This is a genomic window from Sorangium sp. So ce124, from assembly GCF_051525235.1.
In the GTDB taxonomy this organism is placed as follows: Bacteria; Myxococcota_A; Polyangia; order Polyangiales; family Polyangiaceae; genus Sorangium; species Sorangium atrum.
The window spans coordinates 4,428,244-4,445,517 of the sequence record NZ_CP150312.1; the positions used below are offsets into that span (position 1 = coordinate 4,428,244).

General features: G+C 72.1%; 16 protein-coding genes. 6 read left to right on the forward strand and 10 right to left on the reverse strand.

The annotated features are described in order from the left end of the window. Positions 1 to 147 precede the first annotated feature (147 nt). Complete coding sequence (locus tag WMF19_RS16705) at positions 148 to 2,409, forward strand: MYXO-CTERM sorting domain-containing protein (RefSeq protein ID WP_437900034.1); 2,262 nt, start codon at positions 148 to 150, stop codon at positions 2,407 to 2,409. Between the two features lie 141 nt (positions 2,410 to 2,550). Here the strand turns inward: WMF19_RS16705 and WMF19_RS16710 are convergent, their stop codons facing one another. From WMF19_RS16710 to WMF19_RS16740, 7 genes are all read right to left on the reverse strand, one after another. After that, a complete protein-coding gene (locus tag WMF19_RS16710; RefSeq protein WP_437900035.1) occupies positions 2,551 to 3,018 on the reverse strand; it encodes a hypothetical protein in 468 nt (155 codons plus the stop codon). Between the two features lie 44 nt (positions 3,019 to 3,062). Continuing rightward, a complete protein-coding gene (gene pgsA / locus WMF19_RS16715) occupies positions 3,063 to 3,719 on the reverse strand; it encodes a CDP-diacylglycerol--glycerol-3-phosphate 3-phosphatidyltransferase (RefSeq protein WP_437299845.1) in 657 nt (218 codons plus the stop codon). Next, a complete protein-coding gene (locus WMF19_RS16720; RefSeq protein WP_437900036.1) occupies positions 3,709 to 5,391 on the reverse strand; it encodes a tetratricopeptide repeat protein in 1,683 nt (560 codons plus the stop codon). Before WMF19_RS16720 ends, pgsA begins: the two co-directional genes overlap by 11 nt. A 37-nt stretch (positions 5,392 to 5,428) precedes the next feature. After that, the gene (gene hisA / locus WMF19_RS16725; protein ID WP_437329585.1) at positions 5,429 to 6,154 is read right to left on the reverse strand and encodes a 1-(5-phosphoribosyl)-5-[(5-phosphoribosylamino)methylideneamino]imidazole-4-carboxamide isomerase; all 726 of its coding nucleotides are present in this window, start codon (positions 6,152 to 6,154) and stop codon (positions 5,429 to 5,431) included. A gap of 74 nt (positions 6,155 to 6,228) precedes the next feature. After that, on the reverse strand, positions 6,229 to 7,224 hold the full coding sequence (locus WMF19_RS16730; protein WP_437900037.1) for a hypothetical protein: 996 nt from the start codon (positions 7,222 to 7,224) through the stop codon (positions 6,229 to 6,231). Between the two features lie 76 nt (positions 7,225 to 7,300). Next, positions 7,301 to 8,863: a protein kinase domain-containing protein gene (locus WMF19_RS16735; protein WP_437900038.1), complete on the reverse strand. Its 1,563-nt coding sequence runs from the start codon at positions 8,861 to 8,863 to the stop codon at positions 7,301 to 7,303. A 113-nt stretch (positions 8,864 to 8,976) separates the two neighbouring features. Next, positions 8,977 to 10,095: a formylglycine-generating enzyme family protein gene (locus WMF19_RS16740; protein WP_437900039.1), complete on the reverse strand. Its 1,119-nt coding sequence runs from the start codon at positions 10,093 to 10,095 to the stop codon at positions 8,977 to 8,979. A gap of 335 nt (positions 10,096 to 10,430) precedes the next feature. Between WMF19_RS16740 and WMF19_RS16745 the strand changes: the two genes are divergently transcribed. The 4 genes from WMF19_RS16745 (at position 10,431) to WMF19_RS16760 (ending at position 14,002) form a co-directional block, all read left to right on the forward strand. After that, on the forward strand, positions 10,431 to 11,273 hold the full coding sequence (locus WMF19_RS16745; protein ID WP_437329589.1) for an SIR2 family NAD-dependent protein deacylase: 843 nt from the start codon (positions 10,431 to 10,433) through the stop codon (positions 11,271 to 11,273). Between the two features lie 11 nt (positions 11,274 to 11,284). Next, a complete protein-coding gene (locus WMF19_RS16750; protein WP_272098028.1) occupies positions 11,285 to 11,827 on the forward strand; it encodes a non-canonical purine NTP pyrophosphatase in 543 nt (180 codons plus the stop codon). A 288-nt stretch (positions 11,828 to 12,115) separates the two neighbouring features. Then, positions 12,116 to 13,153 (forward strand): aldo/keto reductase, encoded by a 1,038-nt coding sequence (locus WMF19_RS16755; protein WP_437900040.1) that lies wholly within the window; start codon positions 12,116 to 12,118, stop codon positions 13,151 to 13,153. A 96-nt stretch (positions 13,154 to 13,249) separates the two neighbouring features. After that, on the forward strand, positions 13,250 to 14,002 hold the full coding sequence (locus WMF19_RS16760) for an HAD-IB family phosphatase (protein ID WP_437900041.1): 753 nt from the start codon (positions 13,250 to 13,252) through the stop codon (positions 14,000 to 14,002). 81 nt (positions 14,003 to 14,083) lie between these two features. Here the strand turns inward: WMF19_RS16760 and WMF19_RS16765 are convergent, their stop codons facing one another. Beyond that, positions 14,084 to 14,560, reverse strand: a complete 477-nt coding sequence (locus WMF19_RS16765; protein WP_272098031.1) for a pyridoxamine 5'-phosphate oxidase family protein — start codon at positions 14,558 to 14,560, stop codon at positions 14,084 to 14,086. A 380-nt stretch (positions 14,561 to 14,940) separates the two neighbouring features. On the opposite strand from WMF19_RS16765, the gene WMF19_RS16770 reads away from it, so the two are divergent. Next, positions 14,941 to 15,870 (forward strand): sensor histidine kinase, encoded by a 930-nt coding sequence (locus tag WMF19_RS16770; RefSeq protein WP_437900042.1) that lies wholly within the window; start codon positions 14,941 to 14,943, stop codon positions 15,868 to 15,870. 10 nt (positions 15,871 to 15,880) lie between these two features. On the opposite strand, the gene hisH is transcribed toward WMF19_RS16770, so the two are convergent. After that, positions 15,881 to 16,558: an imidazole glycerol phosphate synthase subunit HisH gene (gene hisH / locus WMF19_RS16775; protein WP_437900043.1), complete on the reverse strand. Its 678-nt coding sequence runs from the start codon at positions 16,556 to 16,558 to the stop codon at positions 15,881 to 15,883. Positions 16,559 to 16,561: 3 nt separating this feature from the next. After that, positions 16,562 to 17,149, reverse strand: coding sequence for an imidazoleglycerol-phosphate dehydratase HisB (gene hisB / locus WMF19_RS16780; protein ID WP_044964903.1), 588 nt, complete (start codon positions 17,147 to 17,149; stop codon positions 16,562 to 16,564). Between the last annotated feature and the right edge of the window lie 125 nt (positions 17,150 to 17,274).

Consider the following 17,274-nt stretch of genomic DNA (forward strand, 5'->3'; position numbering starts at 1 on the left):
ATTTTCAGCGAGGACGCCGCGTCGCTTCTCCTTGATGAGCCAACGCAACTCGTTACGTTGGTCGCGCTCGTCGGTCCGGCCCTGCCGCGCCTCACGCGAGCGCTGCTTGCAGAAAGCCAGCAGAAATCCAGCCGGAGAGAAGAACCCATGAGACGACTGCCGCTCTTGCTTCCGTTGACCGCACTCGCAGCCTTGGCCGCTGCGGGGCCCGCCGCCGCGTCCGAGTGGCACACGCTGCGGAAGGGCTCGCCGGCAGCGGACCTGTCCTTCCGCGGCGCGGATGGCGCGCGGGGCGCGGCGGAGGCGGCCCTGAAGCACGCCGCTTCAGAGCTCCGCCTCCAGGGCGTCTCGCTGCGTTACCAGAGCGAGCTCGTCGATGGCGATCACCGCACCGTCCGGTTTGCGCAGGTCCACGCCGGACTGCCCGTGCTCGGCGCCGCGGTGGCGATCGACGTCACTCGGGAGAACCGCGCCGAGGTCGTGGTGCTCAACGTGGCGCGGGACGTGTCGGTCGCGACGACGCCGACTCACGGGGAGGAGGCCGCGCGGCGCGCGGTCGAGGCGACGTATGGGATGACGCTCTCGGAGCGGCCGAACGCGGCGCTCGCGGTGTTTCCCGAGGCCGAGACGGGCGGCAAGCTCGTCTGGGTGGTCGATGTCCGGTCGGATCGCGGCGGGGAGCGCTACCTCGTCGACGCGCACACAGGCAAGCTCGTCCACAGGCGCTCGCTGGCCGTGCACGCGCGAGGGCGCGTTTATCCCATCAGCTCGGCGGTCACGCCCGAGGTGCAGGATCTCGAGCTCAGCAGCCTCGACGCGGCAGATCCCCAGACCTTGAGCGGCTGGAACGGCAACTTCAAGGTGGTGAATTACGTGGACGGCGACCTCGCCGCCGGCGTCCCGCTCACCCTGGAGCAGAGCGTCGGGCCGAACGCAGGGGAGGACTTCCTCTATGACCCGCCCACGAGCGCGGAGGACGCGCACGACCAGTTCGCGCAGGTCGGCATCTATTACCACCTCACCCGGATGCGCGATTACTTCGTGTCGACCCACCACATCGACATGGGGGCGCCCAGCTGGAAGCTCGTCGCGGTCGCCAACATGCTGGAGGCGGGCCGGCCGATGGACAACGCGTTCTTCTCGGGAGAGGGCGTGGGCGAGCCCTTTCGCGCGCCGAACCTCATCGCCATCGGCCAGGGCTCGTTCTTCGATTTCTCGGACGACTCCGACGTGTTCCTCCACGAGTTCACCCATTACGTCTCCGCCAACGCGGTCGGCTACAATGGGGGCCAGTTCGCGATCAACGAATACGGGCTCTCCCCCTGGGCCGGCAGCATCGACGAGGGCATCGCGGACTATTTCGCCTGCACCGTGAACGGCGACTCCACGCTCGGCGAGGCGACGCTGGCGCCGTTCGGCGCGGCGCGCGACCTCGCGAAGGACACCAAGACGTGCCCCGGCGATCTGGTGGGCGAGGTGCACGAGGACGGCGAGCTGATCGGCAGCCTCGCGTGGTCCTTGCGCGAGAAATTCGGGGCCAAGGTGGGCGACAGGCTCGTCTGGGGCGCGGTGACGCTGCTGACCCCCAACGCCTCGTTCGGCGATTTCGCCAAGGCGCTGAAGAGGGCGACCGACAAGCTGGTGACCGCCGGTGAGCTCACGGAGGCGGACGCCGGCGCCGTCGACGCGCTGATCGAGAGCCGGGGCCTGAATGACTGCGAGGAGGTGCTCGATCTGACCGGGGGCAAGTCGCAGACGACGAACATGCTCGGGATCGACTCGCTGGTCTTCGGCACCGGGGCGTCGTGCGCGGATTACCGCTCGCAGCTCAGCCTGCAGAGCCTCTTCCACTTCAAGAGCAAGCCGGATCGGGCCGCGAAGGGCGTCCGCTTCACCGTGCAGGTCGATCCCGACCGCGGCCACGACGTCGAGTGGAGCATCTATGTGAGGACCGGCCGGCACGTCGGCTTCAGGCTGGGCGAGCTCCTGCCGGAGGCCACGAACTACGATTACAGCGTCGAGGGGATCACGGAGACGAGCGGTGAGCTCGTCATCGACGAGAGCTCCGATCCGCCGTTCGATCCCACGCAGACGTACTACCTGGTGATCGGTCACAAGAACTGCCCGTCCTCGTCCGTGACGGTGGAGAGCGAAGATCTCGGGGTGGAGCCGCCGGTCGATCCGACGGATCCCGTCGAGCCGGAGCCCGCCGGCTCCACGGGCGGCGCGACGCCGGACCCGACCGATCCGATCGAGGATCCCGAACCGGAGACGGTCGTGGGGTGCGCTTGCCGCGCCGCCGAGCCGAGCGCGCCCGTCGCGCCGTGGACGGCGCTCGCCGGGGTCGCGCTCGCCGGAGCTGCCGTGCTGAGGCGGCGTGCGCGGGCGCGTCGTGAAGTGAAGGCCTGAGGGGCTGAGGCCGCTGGCGCCACGCGGCGGGCGACGCATCGACGCGCGCCGCCGTGGCGCCTGCCCTCTACGCGAGCGCGAGGCTCGGAGCGCTCGCGCGTGTCGCTGCTCTGAGTGGGATACGGGGCCGCTTTCGCTGCGCTAGCGCCCGCCCGCGCCGCCTGTGCCACCCGCGCCGCCGGTACCGCCCGCACCGCCGGTGTCGCCACCGGCGCCACCCGCACCGCCGGCGCCACCCGTGCCACCGGCGCCACCCGTACCGCCGCCGCTTCCGCCCTCGCCCGCACCGCCGCCTCCGGCCGTCCCGTCGCCGCCGGTGCCACCGCCGCTGCCGCTCGTGCTGCTCGTGCTGCCCGTCGTCGGGTTCTGGTTCGGATCGCAGACCTGCGTGGTCACATCCGGTCTGCAGCAACGATGTTGTTGCTGCTGCTGACCGATGCCCATGCACTCGAGGCCATCGGCGCAGTCATCGTTGCCGTTCGCGATTTCGCAGGGCTCGCCCTCTTGCTGCCGGCTGCAGCTCGCGGTGGAGGCGACGATCGCCGCGGCGAGCGCGGCCAGGAGGAGCGCGGGGCGCAAGGCGTTGCGCGATGTCTTCGGGGCTTTCACGCGCGCTGGTCTAGCAGAACCACGCGGGCTTGCCTATTGCCCATCTACTGCGGAGGGGTAGGCCGGTTCTTGGCGTCGATGGCGTCGATGAACAGGCCCATGTACTGCGCGGCGCTCGTGATCGAGAAGACGAGCGATAGATAGATGAGCAGCCGTCCGACGTGCACCACGTCGACCTCTCCGAAGTCGACGCCGAGGTGGATGTGGTACGGGTAGCCGAGGATCAGGCAGACGATCCCGATCATCTGCAGCGCTGTCTTGATCTTCCCGCCGTCGCCCGCCGCGATGACGAGCCCCTCGGTCGAGGCGATCGAGCGGAGCGCCGTGATCGTGATCTCGCGCGAGATGAGCAGCACCACCGCCCACGCCGGGATCCGGCCCATCGGCACGAGCCACACGAGCGTGGCGGCGACGATGAGCTTGTCGGCGAGCGGATCGAGGAACTTGCCGAGCACGCTCACGAGGCCCTGCCGCCGCGCCAGGTAGCCGTCGAGCATGTCCGTGATCGCCGCGAGCGAGTAGACGCCCGCGGCCCAGAAGCAGTCGCGCGGCGCGCCCCTCGACAGCAGCAAGAGGACGGCCGGGATCATGAGGATCCGGGCGAACGTGAGCAGGTTCGGGAGGTTCCGCGCGTCTTCCCAGAGCGTGCGCCGCCGCTGCGCCTTGATGCCCCGCAGGGACGTGCCCGCGCTAGCGACCATCGACGAGGACCATCCCCTCTCCGCCGAACGTCACGAAGCCCTGCATCCCTCCAGGCGCCTCGGAGGCGGGAAGCGTGCGCGGCAGGAGCCGGCCCATCCACCCGAGCACCGCGGTCGCGCGCGTCGACGTCGGCCGCGACGGGGTGATCTCCAGCGCGGCGGCGCGCTCGGGCACCGACAGGACCATGTGGCCGCGGCCGCGGAGCTGCACCATCGCGACCGCCTCGCCCTCGCCGGCCGGCAGGCGGCCGTTCTCGTAGCCGATCGGCAGATCGAAGCCGACGAGGACATCCTCGCGCAGGTAGATGGGCTCTTCCCCGAGCGTCACCGGGTGGAGCCGCCGCCCCTCCGGCGCGCCGAGCACGAGCTCGCAGCGCCCGCCGATCTCGACGAAGGGCGTGCTCGGCCCGCCGAGCGGCTCGTCGAAGATGCGCCCGCGCGCCTGCCGCTTCAGCACGTGCGTGGCGGTCCCGGAGTGCACGCTCATCGTGCGCAGCGCGTCGAGCCGGGCGACGAAGCCCTTCGCTGCCTGCACGAGCACGACGCCGGTCGGGTGCCGCGTGACCGCGGCCTCGCGCGGGAAGACGAGCAGCCGCTCGCGCGCGAGCGCCGAGAGCGTCTCCAGCGGCTGCGCCGCCGACGGCGTCGCGGCCGGCGGCGGCGCGGCGGGCGCCGCCGTGGGAGGCGGCAGCGAGGACGACGACGGTCGCCCCGCCGCCTTCCTGCTCGCCGCCGCAGCGTCCGCCGCCGCGGGGACGGCGATCGCGAAGCGGCCCGTCGCGGAGGGCTCCTCGGGCGCCATCGTGCTGCGGCGCACGGTCGGGGCCACGCTCCCTCCGGGCGGCGCCTGCACGGCGGGCATCGACGGGACCGTCGGCGCCGCGCCGACCCTCGGACCGGGAGCCCTGCTCGCGCCGGGCGCGCTCGTCGCGCCTCCCGCGCGGTCCGCCCCGAGGCTCTTGAACGACGGCGGCGCCGGGATGGTCGGCATCATCTCGCGGCCAGGCTCGATGGCCGACCATGTCCCCGACGGGATGCGCGGCAGATCCGAGTCGTGCCGGAAGCCCGCGCCCGCGCGATCGAGCGCCTGCACCGCCTCGCCTGCAGCGCGCTGCACCTCGGCCTTGGCCTCGATCGGCGGCTGATCCTCGGTGTCGGGCGGCTCCATCGAGTACCGGCCCGTGGCGCCGCCCGTCATGTCGAGCAGGCGGCGCGCCATCGCGTCGTGGCCGCCCGCCGCGAACGCGTGGCTCGCGCGCTCGTAATCGCCCATGCGCTGGAACGCGAGCCCCAGGTAGCCCCACGCGCGCTGGTGCTTCGGGTTCTGCTCGAGCGCCTTCTCGAGCTCGGACCGCGCCTGCGCCGGCTGTCCGGTCTTGAGGTACGAGAGCGCGAGGTTGATGCGCGGCTCGACCGCCTCCGGGTGGGCCTGGATCAGCCGCTCATAGATCGCGATCGCCCGCGGGTAGAGCCCCAGCCGGAAGTAGACGATCCCGAGCAGGTCTTGCCCCTTGGGATCGCTCGGCTGGAGCGACAGCGCGCGCTCGAGCTCCGCCTTCGCGGCGTGGACCCGGTTGTCCTGCAGGAGCTCGCTGCCCCGGTGCAGGTGGAACAGGAACTCCTCCGCCGCGACTTCGCGTGTGGAGGGCCGTGGGTCGTCGCGCTCGTGCATCGTCGGATGGATCGTACACGAAAACGCACACACGCCGTCAGGCGCTCGCCGCCTCGATCGCCTCGGCGAGCGTGAAGGCCCCCTCGTAGAGCGCGCGGCCCACGATGACGCCGCTGACGCCGGGGATCTGGGCGAGCGCGCGCAGGTGAGCGAGCGCTCCGACTCCGCCGGAGGCCAGGACGGGGAAGCCGCAGGAGGCGGCGAGCTCGCGGGTGGCTTCCAGGTTGGGGCCCACCTGCGTGCCGTCGCGGGACACGTCGGTGTAGAGGAGCGCCGCGACCGGGGCGCCGGCGAGCGCGCGGGCGACGTCGAGGGCGGTGACGGAGGAGACCTGCTCCCAGCCCTGCACGGCCACGCGCCCGTCCTTGGCGTCGACGGCGACCACCACGCGCCCCGGGAAGCGGCCGGCGAGATCGCGCACGAGCGCGGGATCGTTCACAGCGGCGGTCCCGAGCACGATGCGATCGGCGCCCAGCGCGAGGTAGCTCTCGGCCGCGGCGGCGGAGCGGATGCCGCCGCCCACCTGCACGCTGCCGCCCTCCACGCCGAAGGCCGCGATGACGGCGCGGACGGCGTCGGCCTGGACGGGCAGGCCGGCGCGGGCCCCTTCCAGGTCGACCACGTGCAGCCGAGCGCAGGCACGGCGGAGGCGAGCGGCGAGCGCCGCCGGGTCCTTGTCGTAGACGGTGACCTGATCGTAGCGCCCTTGATGGAGGCGCACGGCCTGGCCTCCGAGGAGATCGATGGCGGGGATGAGCTGCACGCGGCGGGTCTAGCGCGCCTCTGCGCCGGCGGGTAGAGGCGGCGAAGGCGGCGAAGGTCCGCGGCGCCGCCGCGTCACCACGACCCGCTCGCCCCGAGCACGACCCCTTCCGGGCCTGCCGCGAGCACCCCTGCGCGGATCCGCCTTGACGTCGCGCCGGCGGTCATGTCGCTCTGCGTCGGCTCGGTCAGGTAGAGGATCGCCGCCGCCCCGAGCCCGGCCAGCCCCACGCCGAAGCCGATCGTGCTCACGAGCCCGGTGGTGCTCGCGCTCTCCGCCGCGTCGAGGCCCGTCTGGTCGCAGGCCGTCGGGTCGCTCAGGCCGATCCCGCTGCCGCAGTGCTCGCGGACGACGCTCTTCTTGCCGAGCGTGAGCGCGCCCGTCACCCCGCCGAGCACGAGCCCCGCGACGCCGACGCCGCCGGCCACGTACACGGCCGCCCGTCGGCCCGGAGGGCTGCTGTCGGCGGGCGGCGCCGCGGCGCCGCTCACCTGCAGCTCGACGCGCTTCTTCTCGCCGTGAGCGAGGTGGATCCGCGTCTCCTGGAGAGGCCCTCCCGGCGCCTGCGTCGACACGACGTGCTCTCCCGGATCCACCGGCACGCTCGCGCCGAGCGCGGCGCTGTCCACCGCGCGACCGTCGCGCTTCACCACCGTCCCTGCGGGGGCTCCCGGCGGGAGGGAGAGCGCGAGCTCCGGCACGAGCGGGGCCAGCTTCTCGCGCTCCTCCCTGGCGACCTTGGGCCGCTCTCCTTGCCGGCGCTTCTGCTCCGGCGTCAGCTGCTCGTGGAGCGCGAGGTACTCCCCGAAGTGCGCGAACGCGGTCGCGACGTGGCCCCACCTCGACTCGCAGATGGCCAGCGTGAAGAGCGCCCCCGGCTTGGGCTCGATCCGGTGGCTCTCGGCGATCGCGTTGCAGCCCGCCTCGTACCGGCCTGCCTCCATCTCGGCGAGGCCCCGGTTGAACAGGGCTTCCGCGGTCGCGCTGTCCTGCGCCGCGGCGGGCGTCGAGGCGGCGAGCGGCCAGAGGACGAGAGCGAGAGGGGCCAACCGGCGCAGGCGACGTGTCATGTTCTGGGGCATCCACGAGAGAAGGTGTCGAGCGGTGTCGGCGAGGATCGGACCGGCAGCCAGGCGGACATCGGCCTCAATCTCGTCCGAGCAAAGGGACTTTGGGGCGAGCGGGGGAGCCTCTTCGCTCGCTCGAAGCGGGCCTCGGCGTCGCCTTCGGGGCAGCGCCCGCCGCCCCGCGCGCGGCCGGCCCCGCGCTGGCGCTCGCGCTGGGCGCGGGCTGGGCCGCGGCGATCGCCGGCGCGGAGGCGCTGGGCGCCGGCGCCGACGGCTCTGCCGGCGTCGTCGCGCTCGGCGCGGCGGTGGCGGCGGCGCTCGACGAGCCGGCGTCCAGCGCAGGGCTCTCCGACGGCGCGGCCGCCGCGGGCTCGGCCTGGGATCCGGCGCGGATCAGGAGCCAGGTCCCTGCGCCAAGCACCCCGAGGCCGAAGACGACCGCGGCGGCGACGAGCGGGGCTCGGTTCGGCGCTATCGGTGCGATGTTCCCCGAGGGGACGGACGTCACCGACGTCTCCATCGTCGCCGCGAGGGGCGCGGCCGGAGCGCGAGACGGGTGCTCGGGCCCCATCGGGCCGATGCTCGTCGCCACCGGTGGCATCATCGCGGGCGCGGTGATCGCGGGCGCGGTGATCGCGGGCGCGGTGATCGCGGATGCGCTGATCGCGGGCGCCGGCGTGGCGAGCGCGTGCGCCGAGGGGTTCGCCATGGCCCAGGGCGGCGTGGTCGGGCGGGGGGAACGCCCGCTGCTGGCCGGCGCGAGGCCGAGCAGCTCGGAGAGCGCCTGCGCCGCCTCGCTCGCCAGGCGGAACCGCGCCGCCGGATCGACGGCCGTGGCCCGGGCGAACCAGCCATCGAAGCTCGGCGGCAGCACCACCCGCTGCGACATCGCCCGGTGGACCGGCGGCTCCTGCGGCCCGTGGACGACCACGAGCGCGAACGCGATCACGTCGTTCGCGCTGAGCGCCTCCGGGCTCCAGTACGGCGTCCCCACGAGCAGCGTGTACGCGATCATCCCGAGCGCGTAGATGTCCACGGCGCTGGTGAGCTTCGTGTCGGTGCGGAACTGCTCGGGCGCCATGTAGATGGGCGTCCCGAGGCTCCGCGTGATGCCGGCCGCCGTCCCGCCCTCGGCGAGCAGCTTCGCCACGCCGAAATCGAGGATCTTCATGCGGGGCGTCCCGTCGTCGCGCTGCGTGACGAACAGGTTCTCGGGCTTGAGATCCCGGTGGATGATGGACGCCGCGTGGGTCCGGTCGAGGGCCGACGCGGTCTGCTGGAGGTACGTCGCGACCTCGCCGGGAGGCAGCCTGCCGAGGCGCTTGAGGCGCTGGCCGAGCTCCTCGCCGCGGAGCAGCTCCATCACGAGGAACGGCATGCCTGTCGGCTCATCGATGCCCGCGTCGAAGACGTCGACGATGTACTCGCTCTCGATGTCCGCCGTGATCTGCGCCTCGCGCTTGAAGCGGCTGCGCATCTCCTCGCTCTGGAAGAGGTACGCGTGCATCACCTTCAGCGCCCGGCGGCGGTTCGTCTCGATGTGCACCACCTCGTAGACGGACCCCATCGCGCCCACGGCGAGGAGGCGCGCCACGCGATAGCGGTGCGCGAAGATCGTTCCGTCCGCGAGCGTGCCCGACACGGCGGGAGGGTCGCGCGCGGCGGCTGTCGCGTCAAGGATCCCGGGACCCCGCCAGGGACGGCGCGCGCTGCGCGGAGCGGCGGCCCCGACGCGTGACCGCGCGACCGCGCGCATCACCGCGCTCGCGCGCACCGCAGCCCCGCGCCGGCGAAGTGGCCGGCCGGCGAGCGCTCCTGGAAGGCCGAGGTGAGCAATGTAGCTTCCTCGCTGCGCCAGCCCCCGCCCCAGATCATGTGGTTCGTGTCGGGCGTGATGACGGCGCAATCCTCGCAGTCGAGCGGGAGCGCGTCGTTCGTCGCGAACGAATCCAGCACCCACTCCCACACGTTTCCCCCCAGGTCCGCCTGTCCCCACCGCCCGTCTCCCCGCGGCGACCTCGACCCGCCCGGCTGGAGGTCCGCGATCTCGCACGACCCATCGAGGCCGCACCCGTACACCGCGTAGCTCTCGTCGGGCTCCGGGGCGCTCTCCGGGCCCGACCATGGATACGTTCGCTGCTCCTCCCCGCCGGCGGCCGCGTACCGCCGCTCCGCTGCCGTGGGCAGCCGACCGCCGTCCCACGCGCAGAACGCGAACGCCACGTACCAGCTCACGCAGGCCACGGGCAGGAGCTCGTGCTCGCCCACCTCGTCGGTCCATGAAAAATAGGGATCCTCGCAGTGCAGCGAAGCCGACAGCGCCGCCCGGTCCACGGGCAGGTCGGCGTCCCACGCAGCGCGCCACCCGCTGTCCGGAATCTTCGGGTGCGCTCCCGCGCCCACCGCCGGCCAGCTCGCCGGGTACTCCGACAGGAACGCCCGGAACCGCCCCACCGTCACCTCGAATCGATCCAGCCGGAAGTCGCTCACCGTCGCCAGGCGCGGCTCGGCGTCGCCCCGATCGAACGTGCCTCCGGGCACCACGGGGCTCCCGCAGCAGCCCTCGTCTCCGCGCGGCCCGCAGATCGCGTCCATCTTCTCGCAGCTCCGAGGGACGGTGCAGCGCCCGTCATCACACGAGGGCGCCTCCGCCGGGCACTCGGCTTCGTCCTGCCACGCTCCGGCTTCGTCGCACGTCTGCGGCCTGTTCTGCGCGCACCGCACCTCGTCCGGCGTGCACGTCTCGACGTCCCCACCGCCGCTTCCGCCGCCCGCCAGGTGGTACGGCTTGTCCACACCCACGATCGCCGTGCAGCCCCCGATCACGAGGCATGCCCCCGTCCACATCGCCACCGCAGCCGCCGCGATCTGCATCAGCGCCGCGCTCCGAGGCGCTCGACCGGCGCGGACCGCGCCGCGCGCAGCGGCCGCCGAGCCACCGTCCCAAGAATCGCCATGCGCAGGATTCTACTGACATTTCGGCTCGCGAGAGGACCCGCTCGACGCCGCTCTGCCGCCGTGGGGAGCGAGGTGCGACCGGCGCCCTCCTCCGCAGCGCCGGGCTCTGCCGCGTGTGTCCTGGCTCATCGCGGCTTCTGTCCATGAGCGCCGGCCGACGTCCGCGCCGACATCCGCTCGGGGCGAGTCGTTCCGGCCCGGCGGGCGCTGGTTGCGCGAGGTCGGCGGGCGGATACCATCGCTCGCTGAAGATGGCTGTACTGACGCTCGAGCAAGCGGCGATCCCGCTCCGACAGGCGTACCGGGAAGGCCGCCTCATTCCCTTTCTGGGCGCGGGCTTCTCTGCCCCGCTCCAGCTCCCGATGTGGAAGGAGCTGGTGGGGTGGATGGGCGCCGCGCTCGGCTTCGAGCCAGCGCTCTTCGAGCTGCACGGCCTGCCCCCGCAGCTCGCCGGCTTCTTCGCCCGGGAGTGCGCGGGCGGCCTCGACAGCTTCATCGCCGAGATGCGCGCGCGCTTCCACGCGCGGGAGGTCGACGAGCGGCGCAGGAGCTCGTGCCAGCACAAGGCCCTGGCGCGCCGCGAATTCTCGACCATCTACACGACCAACTTCGAGCACCACATCGAGGAGGCGCTGCGGGACGCGGGCAAGGAGGCCGTGGCGCTCGCCAGGTTCGACGACTTCGCGCGGTGCCCGGCGCAGGGGGCGTGCCACGTCATCAAGTTTCATGGCGATCTCGACTGGCCCGAGACGGTGGTGCTCACCGAATCCCAGTACTTCAGCCGCCTCCGGCTCGAGGCGGCGCCCGATCAGCGCCTGCGGGCCGATCTGCTCAGCAACAGCTTCCTCTTCCTCGGCTACAGCTTCGGCGACGTCGACATCCGGTACATCTGGTACCGCATGGAGCAGATGCGCATCGAGGGCAGCCCGCAGCTCGCGAAGCGCGCGTCGAACCGCCGCGGCTACTGGGCGACCTTCGGCGCCGGGCTCGTCCAGCCTGCGCTGCTCGAGGACTGGCACATCGACGTCATCGAGCTCGACCCGAACGACAAGACGAAGAGCGTCGTGGACTTGCTCGATTCGCTGGGCGGGTGAGGGCGGTGGTCATGGTCTATTTCGTCTCCTCGAACCACCGCAAGCTCGCGGACATGACCTATATATGGAAGGACGCCCCGACGCCGCTCCGCGTCCTCCGGCTCGACGTGCCCCAGATCCTCTCGTCGGATCTCGACACCGTCGTACGCGAGGAGGCCCTCGCCGCCTACCGGCTCTCCCTCGTTCCGCTCTTCGTCGAGCACGGCGGGCTCTTCATCGAGCACCTGAACGGCTTTCCGGGCCCGCTCGTGATGCCGTTCTGGGAGCGGCTGCAGGACCGGATTTGCTCCCTCATCCCTCCTGGGCAGTCGCGCGCAGCGCACGTCGTCCAGAAGGTGTGTTATTGCGACGGCCGGACGCTCCGTGTTTACACGGGCAGCGTCCTCGGCGAGATCGCCTGCGAGCGGCGGGGAGACGAGGGCATCCACTGGGAGCCGATGTTCATCCCGGCCGGGCACACGCGCACGCTCGGGCAGATGCCTCGTGACGAGCGTCTCCGGTGCTCTGCGAGCGCGGAGGCGCTGCGGGCGTTCCGGTTCGATCTCGGGCTGTGATCGCGGAGCGCGGCGCTCGCGCTCGCCGAGACGCGCGCGGCCGCGACGCCGCCTCCCGCGGCGCCGGCTCCTCCTCACGTCGCCGGGACCTCGCGCCGGACGGGCCGTGCTGGCAGGCCCCCGCGGCGCGCCCTGCACCGCCGTGTGCTGGACGCGGCGGGGCTTGACTTCCGGATCGCTTTGGAGTTCCTAACCGTCCACGACCGCGGCAAGGGGGCGAGATCCTGGTGTCCGGCGCTCCGCTCCCCCGCGCTCAGAGGTTGTCCCCATTTGGCGCGGAGGCGATTCATGGAGTTCAGACAGCTCGGCGGGTCAGGGTTCAAGGTACCGGTGCTGAGTCTCGGGACGGGGACGTTCGGTGGCTCCAACGAGTTCTTCCGGGGGTGGGGCGCGAGCGACGTGGCCGAGGCGACTCGGCTGGTCGACGTCTCGCTCGAGGCCGGGATGAACATGTTCGACTCGGCCGACATCTACTCCGACGGGATGGCCGAGGAGATCCTCGGCCATGCGATCAAGGGCAGGCGCGACAAGGTCATCATCTCCACCAAGGCGACGTTCCGGAGCGGCCCGGGCCCCAACGACGTCGGCTCGTCGCGGTATCACCTGATCCGGTCGATCGAGGGGAGCCTGCGCCGGCTGCAGACGGATTATATCGATCTCTTTCAGCTGCACGGCTTCGACGCGGTCACGCCGCTCGAGGAGACGCTCGGCACGCTGGACGATCTCGTGCGAGCGGGGAAGATCCGCTACCTCGGCTGTTCGAATTTCTCCGGCTGGCACCTGATGAAGTCGCTCGCGGTGTCGGAGAAGTATGGCCTCTCTCGGTACGTGGCGCACCAGGCGTATTATTCGCTGGTGGCGCGCGACTACGAGTGGGAGCTGATGCCGCTGGCGCTCGATCAGAAGGTCGGCGCGGTGGTCTGGAGCCCGCTGGGCTGGGGGCGGCTCACGGGGAAGATCCGGCGCGGGCAGCCGTTGCCGGAGGTCAGCCGGCTCCGGAACAAGCTGTCTGTCGAGGGGGGGCCGCAGATCGACGACGAGTACCTCTATGGTGTCGTCGACGCGCTCGACGCGGTGGCGAAGGAGACGGGCAAGACCGTCCCGCAGATCGCGCTCAACTGGCTGCTGCAGCGGCCGAGCGTCGCGAACGTGATCATCGGCGCTCGCAACGAGGAGCAGCTCCGGCAGAACCTCGGGGCCGTCGGCTGGACCCTCGCGCCAGAGCACATCGCGAAGCTGGACGCTGCGAGCAAGACGAAGCTGCCGTATCCCTACTTCCACCAGGCCGGCTTCGACGAGCGCAATCCGTTCCCTGTCGCGCTGTGACGGTCGCGCCCCGGCCGCGACCGGAGCCTGACGGCGCCTGATCCTGCGCGGAGGCCCGGCACGGGGCGGCCAACCCTCGCCGTGGAAGGCGATCCCGTGGCGAGGGCAGGTCAGGGCAGCGCGGCGGTGGCGTCCGGCGTGGCGGCGTGCAAATCAGCGGTCGTGCTCATTCTTTGCGACTTCGACGGGACCATCACCCGCGACGACCTGACGAACCGGGTCTGGGACGCCCACCTTCGTTATGACTGGCGGCAAGTGCTGCTCGCGCCTGCCGTCGGCGGCGAGCTCACGCCGTTCGAGCTCCTCCGCCGCGGCTACGCCGACGTGGATCGCCCGGCCGCCGAGCTCCTGGCCGAGCTGCGCCCGCACGCCGGGCTGCGGTCGGGCTTCGAGGATCTCCTGGCCCTGTGCGCCCACCGGGCGTGGGTGTTCCACGTGATCAGCCACGGCCTGCCGTTCTACATCCGCGAGTTCCTGCCGCCGGGCACCGCGTTCTCCTGCTTCGATGCCGTCTTCGATGGGCGCTGGCGCGTGACCGTGCCGGAGGCGGTGCCGCTCGGCCCCGGCGAGGACTTCAAGATCCGCGTGCTCGATCAGCTGAAGGCGGCCACCGGCGAGACCTCCACGGTCTACATCGGCGACGGCCGGCTGGACTACCCCGCGGCGCGGTGCTGCGATCACGTGTTCGCGGTGCGGGACAGCGCCCTCGACGCGCTCTGCGCCCGCGACGGGATACCGTACACCCCCTTCGACAGCTTCGCCGAGATCTGCGCGGCGCTCGAGGGCGGCGGCACCCCCGATGGGGAGCGCGCACGGCGCGCGGCCGGCGCCACGCCGACAGCCGGCTGATCCATCCGGGGTTCATCCAGCCCAGGGGCCATCTCGCCCCGGGTCACGCCACCTCGATCGCCGCCGCAGGGGCGGCGCGGCTCAGATGTGCTTCGGCGGGTTCAGCTTGTCTTCCGCCGATCTCCGCTGGACGAGCGCCTTGGCCTTCTCGTAGAGGACCCGCAGCCGGCCGCCCTCGGGCTCCCAGTACTCGGCGCGCTCGACATAGAGCTTCAGGAAGGCGGCGTGAGGGTGGGTGGGGCCGGCCGGCAGCCACGCCTTCCACGAGGGCTTCCAGAGGCTCCGGATCTTCTCCTCGTTCCTCTCGACCGTCGCGCGCGCCGAGATCGAGATGTACGCCCGGTCCCGCGGCCTGTAGCAGCAGACCGCCACCTGGTGCTCGCGGGTGATCTCGCCTGTCTTCGCCGCCTCGTCCTCCGTCACGAACCAGAGATCGCAATCCATCAGCTCGGCCGGCTCCTGGATCTCCATGGGCCGCCCTCGCATCAGCCCCTCCGGGGTCATCGTGACGAGCATGGCAGTGTCGAACTCCCTGAGGAGCGCGTGCAGCTCGCTCATCGATCCACGGACCTGAGCCTTGGCACCCGGCTCCACACTCCGGTGTTGCTCTTCACTCTGGTGTTGCATGCGGACAAAGCTGCTCCGCGGACCCTGGCCCGCAAGCAGGGGTGCGCCCTTACCCGTGTACCGCTGCAGCCTGGCGGCGCTCCGGCGCGACCCGAGGCGCCGCCCCTGGCTCACGGTCCAGGCGGCTCGGCTCGCCTCGCGGGGTTTTGCGCAGTGGACGGCGCAATGCGACGCCTTGACGCGCGTCCGCTCGGCAGACGTGGCGTTCTCCTGCCGCCAGAAGTGCCAATCCGCGAGCCCTACGGGGGTGGCACACTCCATGCGTTTGCCGGCGCGGGGGCACACCACAACACCGCCCAGCAGGCTCTGCCATGACCGCGTTTTTGGACGACTTCGACCCTCGTATCCCCGCCGTCCCGATCCGGGACGACACCGCCCGGATCCGGGAGGACTTCCTCGTGCTCGCCGCGCACGAGATCAGGACGCCCGTGACCTCGCTCCTCCTGCAGCTCCAGCTGACGAAGCGGATGAGCGAGCAGGAGCCGGAGAAGACCCCGGCGTGGGCGGCGGCGATGCTGGCCGTCTTCGACCGTCAGCTCGGCCGCCTCGCCCGGCTCTGCGACGACATGTTCCAGGCGAGGCACGGCGGCCTGGCCCACGGCGCCCCGACCCGCCAGCCGCTCGATCTCGTCGGGCTCATCCGCGAGGTGGTCGCGACGGCTGTCGCGCATCGGCCGGCCGCGTGCGGCGCCATCTCGGTCGCGGCCGAGGGCTCGGTGATCGGCTGGTGGGATCGGTCCCAGATCGAGCGCATGACGTTCCACCTGATCAAGAACGCGATCACCTTCGGCGAGGGCAAGCCGATCGCGATCGAGGTGCGCGCCACGCGCGCGCGGGCGCGGCTCATCGTGCGCGACCACGGCATGGGGATCGCCCGGGAGGACCACGAGCGGATCTTCGCGCGCTTCGAGCGGGCCGTCCCGGTGGAGCGCTTCGGGGGCCTGGGGCTCGGCCTGTACATCGCGCACGTCGCGGCGCGCGCGCACGGCGGCGCGATCCGCGTCGAGAGCGAGCTCGGCTGCGGCGCGGCGTTCATCGTCGATCTCCCGCTCGCCCCGCGGCGGTCGCAGCGGGTGAGGGCGGCGCGGCGCTCCTCGTCCTCCTCGCCGATTCCCCCCTCACGCCCGGCGCGGGCGCGGCGCGGCGCGGGCGCGGCGCGCGCGCCCGAGCTTCCCCGGGGGGCGCGCCTCAAGCTCGCGCAGGTCAAGCAGGTGCACCAGCGCCTGCTGCGCCCGCACTGACGCTCGCCGGTCAGCCGTGGAGGAAGCGGGCGAGCAGGCGCAGGCCGGCGGCCTGGCTCTTCTCGGGGTGGAACTGCGTCGCGGTGACGTTGTCCCGCTCGATCGCGGCGGTGATGCGGTGCGGGCCGTGCTCCGTCGTCGCCGCGACCAGCGCGGGGTCGAGCGGGACGGCGTGGTAGCTGTGGACGAAGTAGACGAAGGGGCGCTCGCCCGCGAACACGCCGAGCGGGCCCGCCACCTCGCGCGCGAACGCGATGCGGTTCCAGCCCATGTGGGGGATCTTGATCCCGACCCACGGCTGGCCTGCGACCGCGTCCGCCTCGGCCGCGCTCGGCTGAGGCGTGAGGCGCTTGACGGTGCCGGAGAACACGCCGAGCCCGCGCGCGCCCTCCGCCTCCTCGCTCCCGTCGAAGAGCGCCTGCATGCCGAGGCAGATGCCGAGGTAGGGCGTCCCCTTCCGGATCTGGGCGCGCAGCGCCTCGCCGATGCCGCTCTGCAGCGCCGCGGCGCAGTCGCGGAAGGCGCCCTGGCCGGGCACCACCACCTTGTCGGCCCGGCCGATGATCTCCGGGTCGCCCGTGCGCGTCACCGCGCACGGCGCGCCGGAGTCCTCGGCGGCCTGGAGGAGCGCCCGCTCCACGGAGCGCAGGTTGCCCATCCCGAAATCGACGAGCGCGATGGCTTGCATGGCTCAGAGGCTCCCCTTGGTGGACGGGATGCCGGCGACGCGCGGCTCGATCCGGGTCGCCTTCATCAGCGCCTTGGCGAACGACTTGAAGCAGATCTCGACGATGTGGTGCAGGTTGTCCCCCTCGATGAGGCGGACGTGGAGGTTCGCGCCGACGCCGCGCGCGAAGCCCTCGAAGAACACAGGGGCCAGCTCGACGTCCCAGGTGCCGAGCTTCGCCTTGGGCAGCGGCACGCGCCAGACGAAGTACGGCCTGCCGGAGAGGTCCAGCGCGCACTGCGCGAGCGCCTCATCCATGGGGAGCGTCGCCTCGCCGTAGCGGGCGATGCCCGCCTTGTCGCCGAGCGCCTTCTGCACGGCCGTGCCCAGGGTGATGCCGCAGTCCTCGGTCGTGTGGTGGCCGTCGATCTCGACGTCGCCCTCGGCGTGGATGGTGAGGTCGAACAGGCCGTGGCGGGCGATCTGATCGAGCATGTGCGTGAGGAAGGGGAGCGGCGTCTTGATCTCCGAGCGGCCCTGGCCGTCGAGATCGATCTCGATGCGGATGTCGGTCTCGCGCGTCTTGCGCTCGACGTTGGCGATGCGGGGCATGGCGCGTAGGGTAGTCGCGCTTGGCGGCAAGGGAAGCGGCGTGATCCCGATGACTCCCGATGACGCGGCAGGTAACGCGGCAATGGCCTTGGATGCGAGCGTCGGATCGCATAAGGTGGCCCCCT

What these genes read in the sequence shown, in the direction of transcription:
- WMF19_RS16720 (WP_437900036.1), bottom strand. Translation starts at nt 5,391, where the DNA reads ATGCACGAGCGCGACGACCCACGGCCCTCCACACGCGAAGTCGCGGCG.
- hisH (WP_437900043.1), bottom strand. Translation starts at nt 16,558, where the DNA reads ATGCAAGCCATCGCGCTCGTCGATTTCGGGATGGGCAACCTGCGCTCC.
- pgsA (WP_437299845.1), bottom strand. Translation starts at nt 3,719, where the DNA reads ATGGTCGCTAGCGCGGGCACGTCCCTGCGGGGCATCAAGGCGCAGCGG.
- hisB (WP_044964903.1), bottom strand. Translation starts at nt 17,149, where the DNA reads ATGCCCCGCATCGCCAACGTCGAGCGCAAGACGCGCGAGACCGACATC.
- WMF19_RS16770 (WP_437900042.1), top strand. Translation starts at nt 14,941, where the DNA reads ATGACCGCGTTTTTGGACGACTTCGACCCTCGTATCCCCGCCGTCCCG.
- WMF19_RS16740 (WP_437900039.1), bottom strand. Translation starts at nt 10,095, where the DNA reads ATGCAGATCGCGGCGGCTGCGGTGGCGATGTGGACGGGGGCATGCCTC.
- WMF19_RS16755 (WP_437900040.1), top strand. Translation starts at nt 12,116, where the DNA reads ATGGAGTTCAGACAGCTCGGCGGGTCAGGGTTCAAGGTACCGGTGCTG.
- WMF19_RS16705 (WP_437900034.1), top strand. Translation starts at nt 148, where the DNA reads ATGAGACGACTGCCGCTCTTGCTTCCGTTGACCGCACTCGCAGCCTTG.
- WMF19_RS16745 (WP_437329589.1), top strand. Translation starts at nt 10,431, where the DNA reads ATGGCTGTACTGACGCTCGAGCAAGCGGCGATCCCGCTCCGACAGGCG.
- WMF19_RS16730 (WP_437900037.1), bottom strand. Translation starts at nt 7,224, where the DNA reads ATGACACGTCGCCTGCGCCGGTTGGCCCCTCTCGCTCTCGTCCTCTGG.
- WMF19_RS16750 (WP_272098028.1), top strand. Translation starts at nt 11,285, where the DNA reads ATGGTCTATTTCGTCTCCTCGAACCACCGCAAGCTCGCGGACATGACC.
- WMF19_RS16765 (WP_272098031.1), bottom strand. Translation starts at nt 14,560, where the DNA reads ATGAGCGAGCTGCACGCGCTCCTCAGGGAGTTCGACACTGCCATGCTC.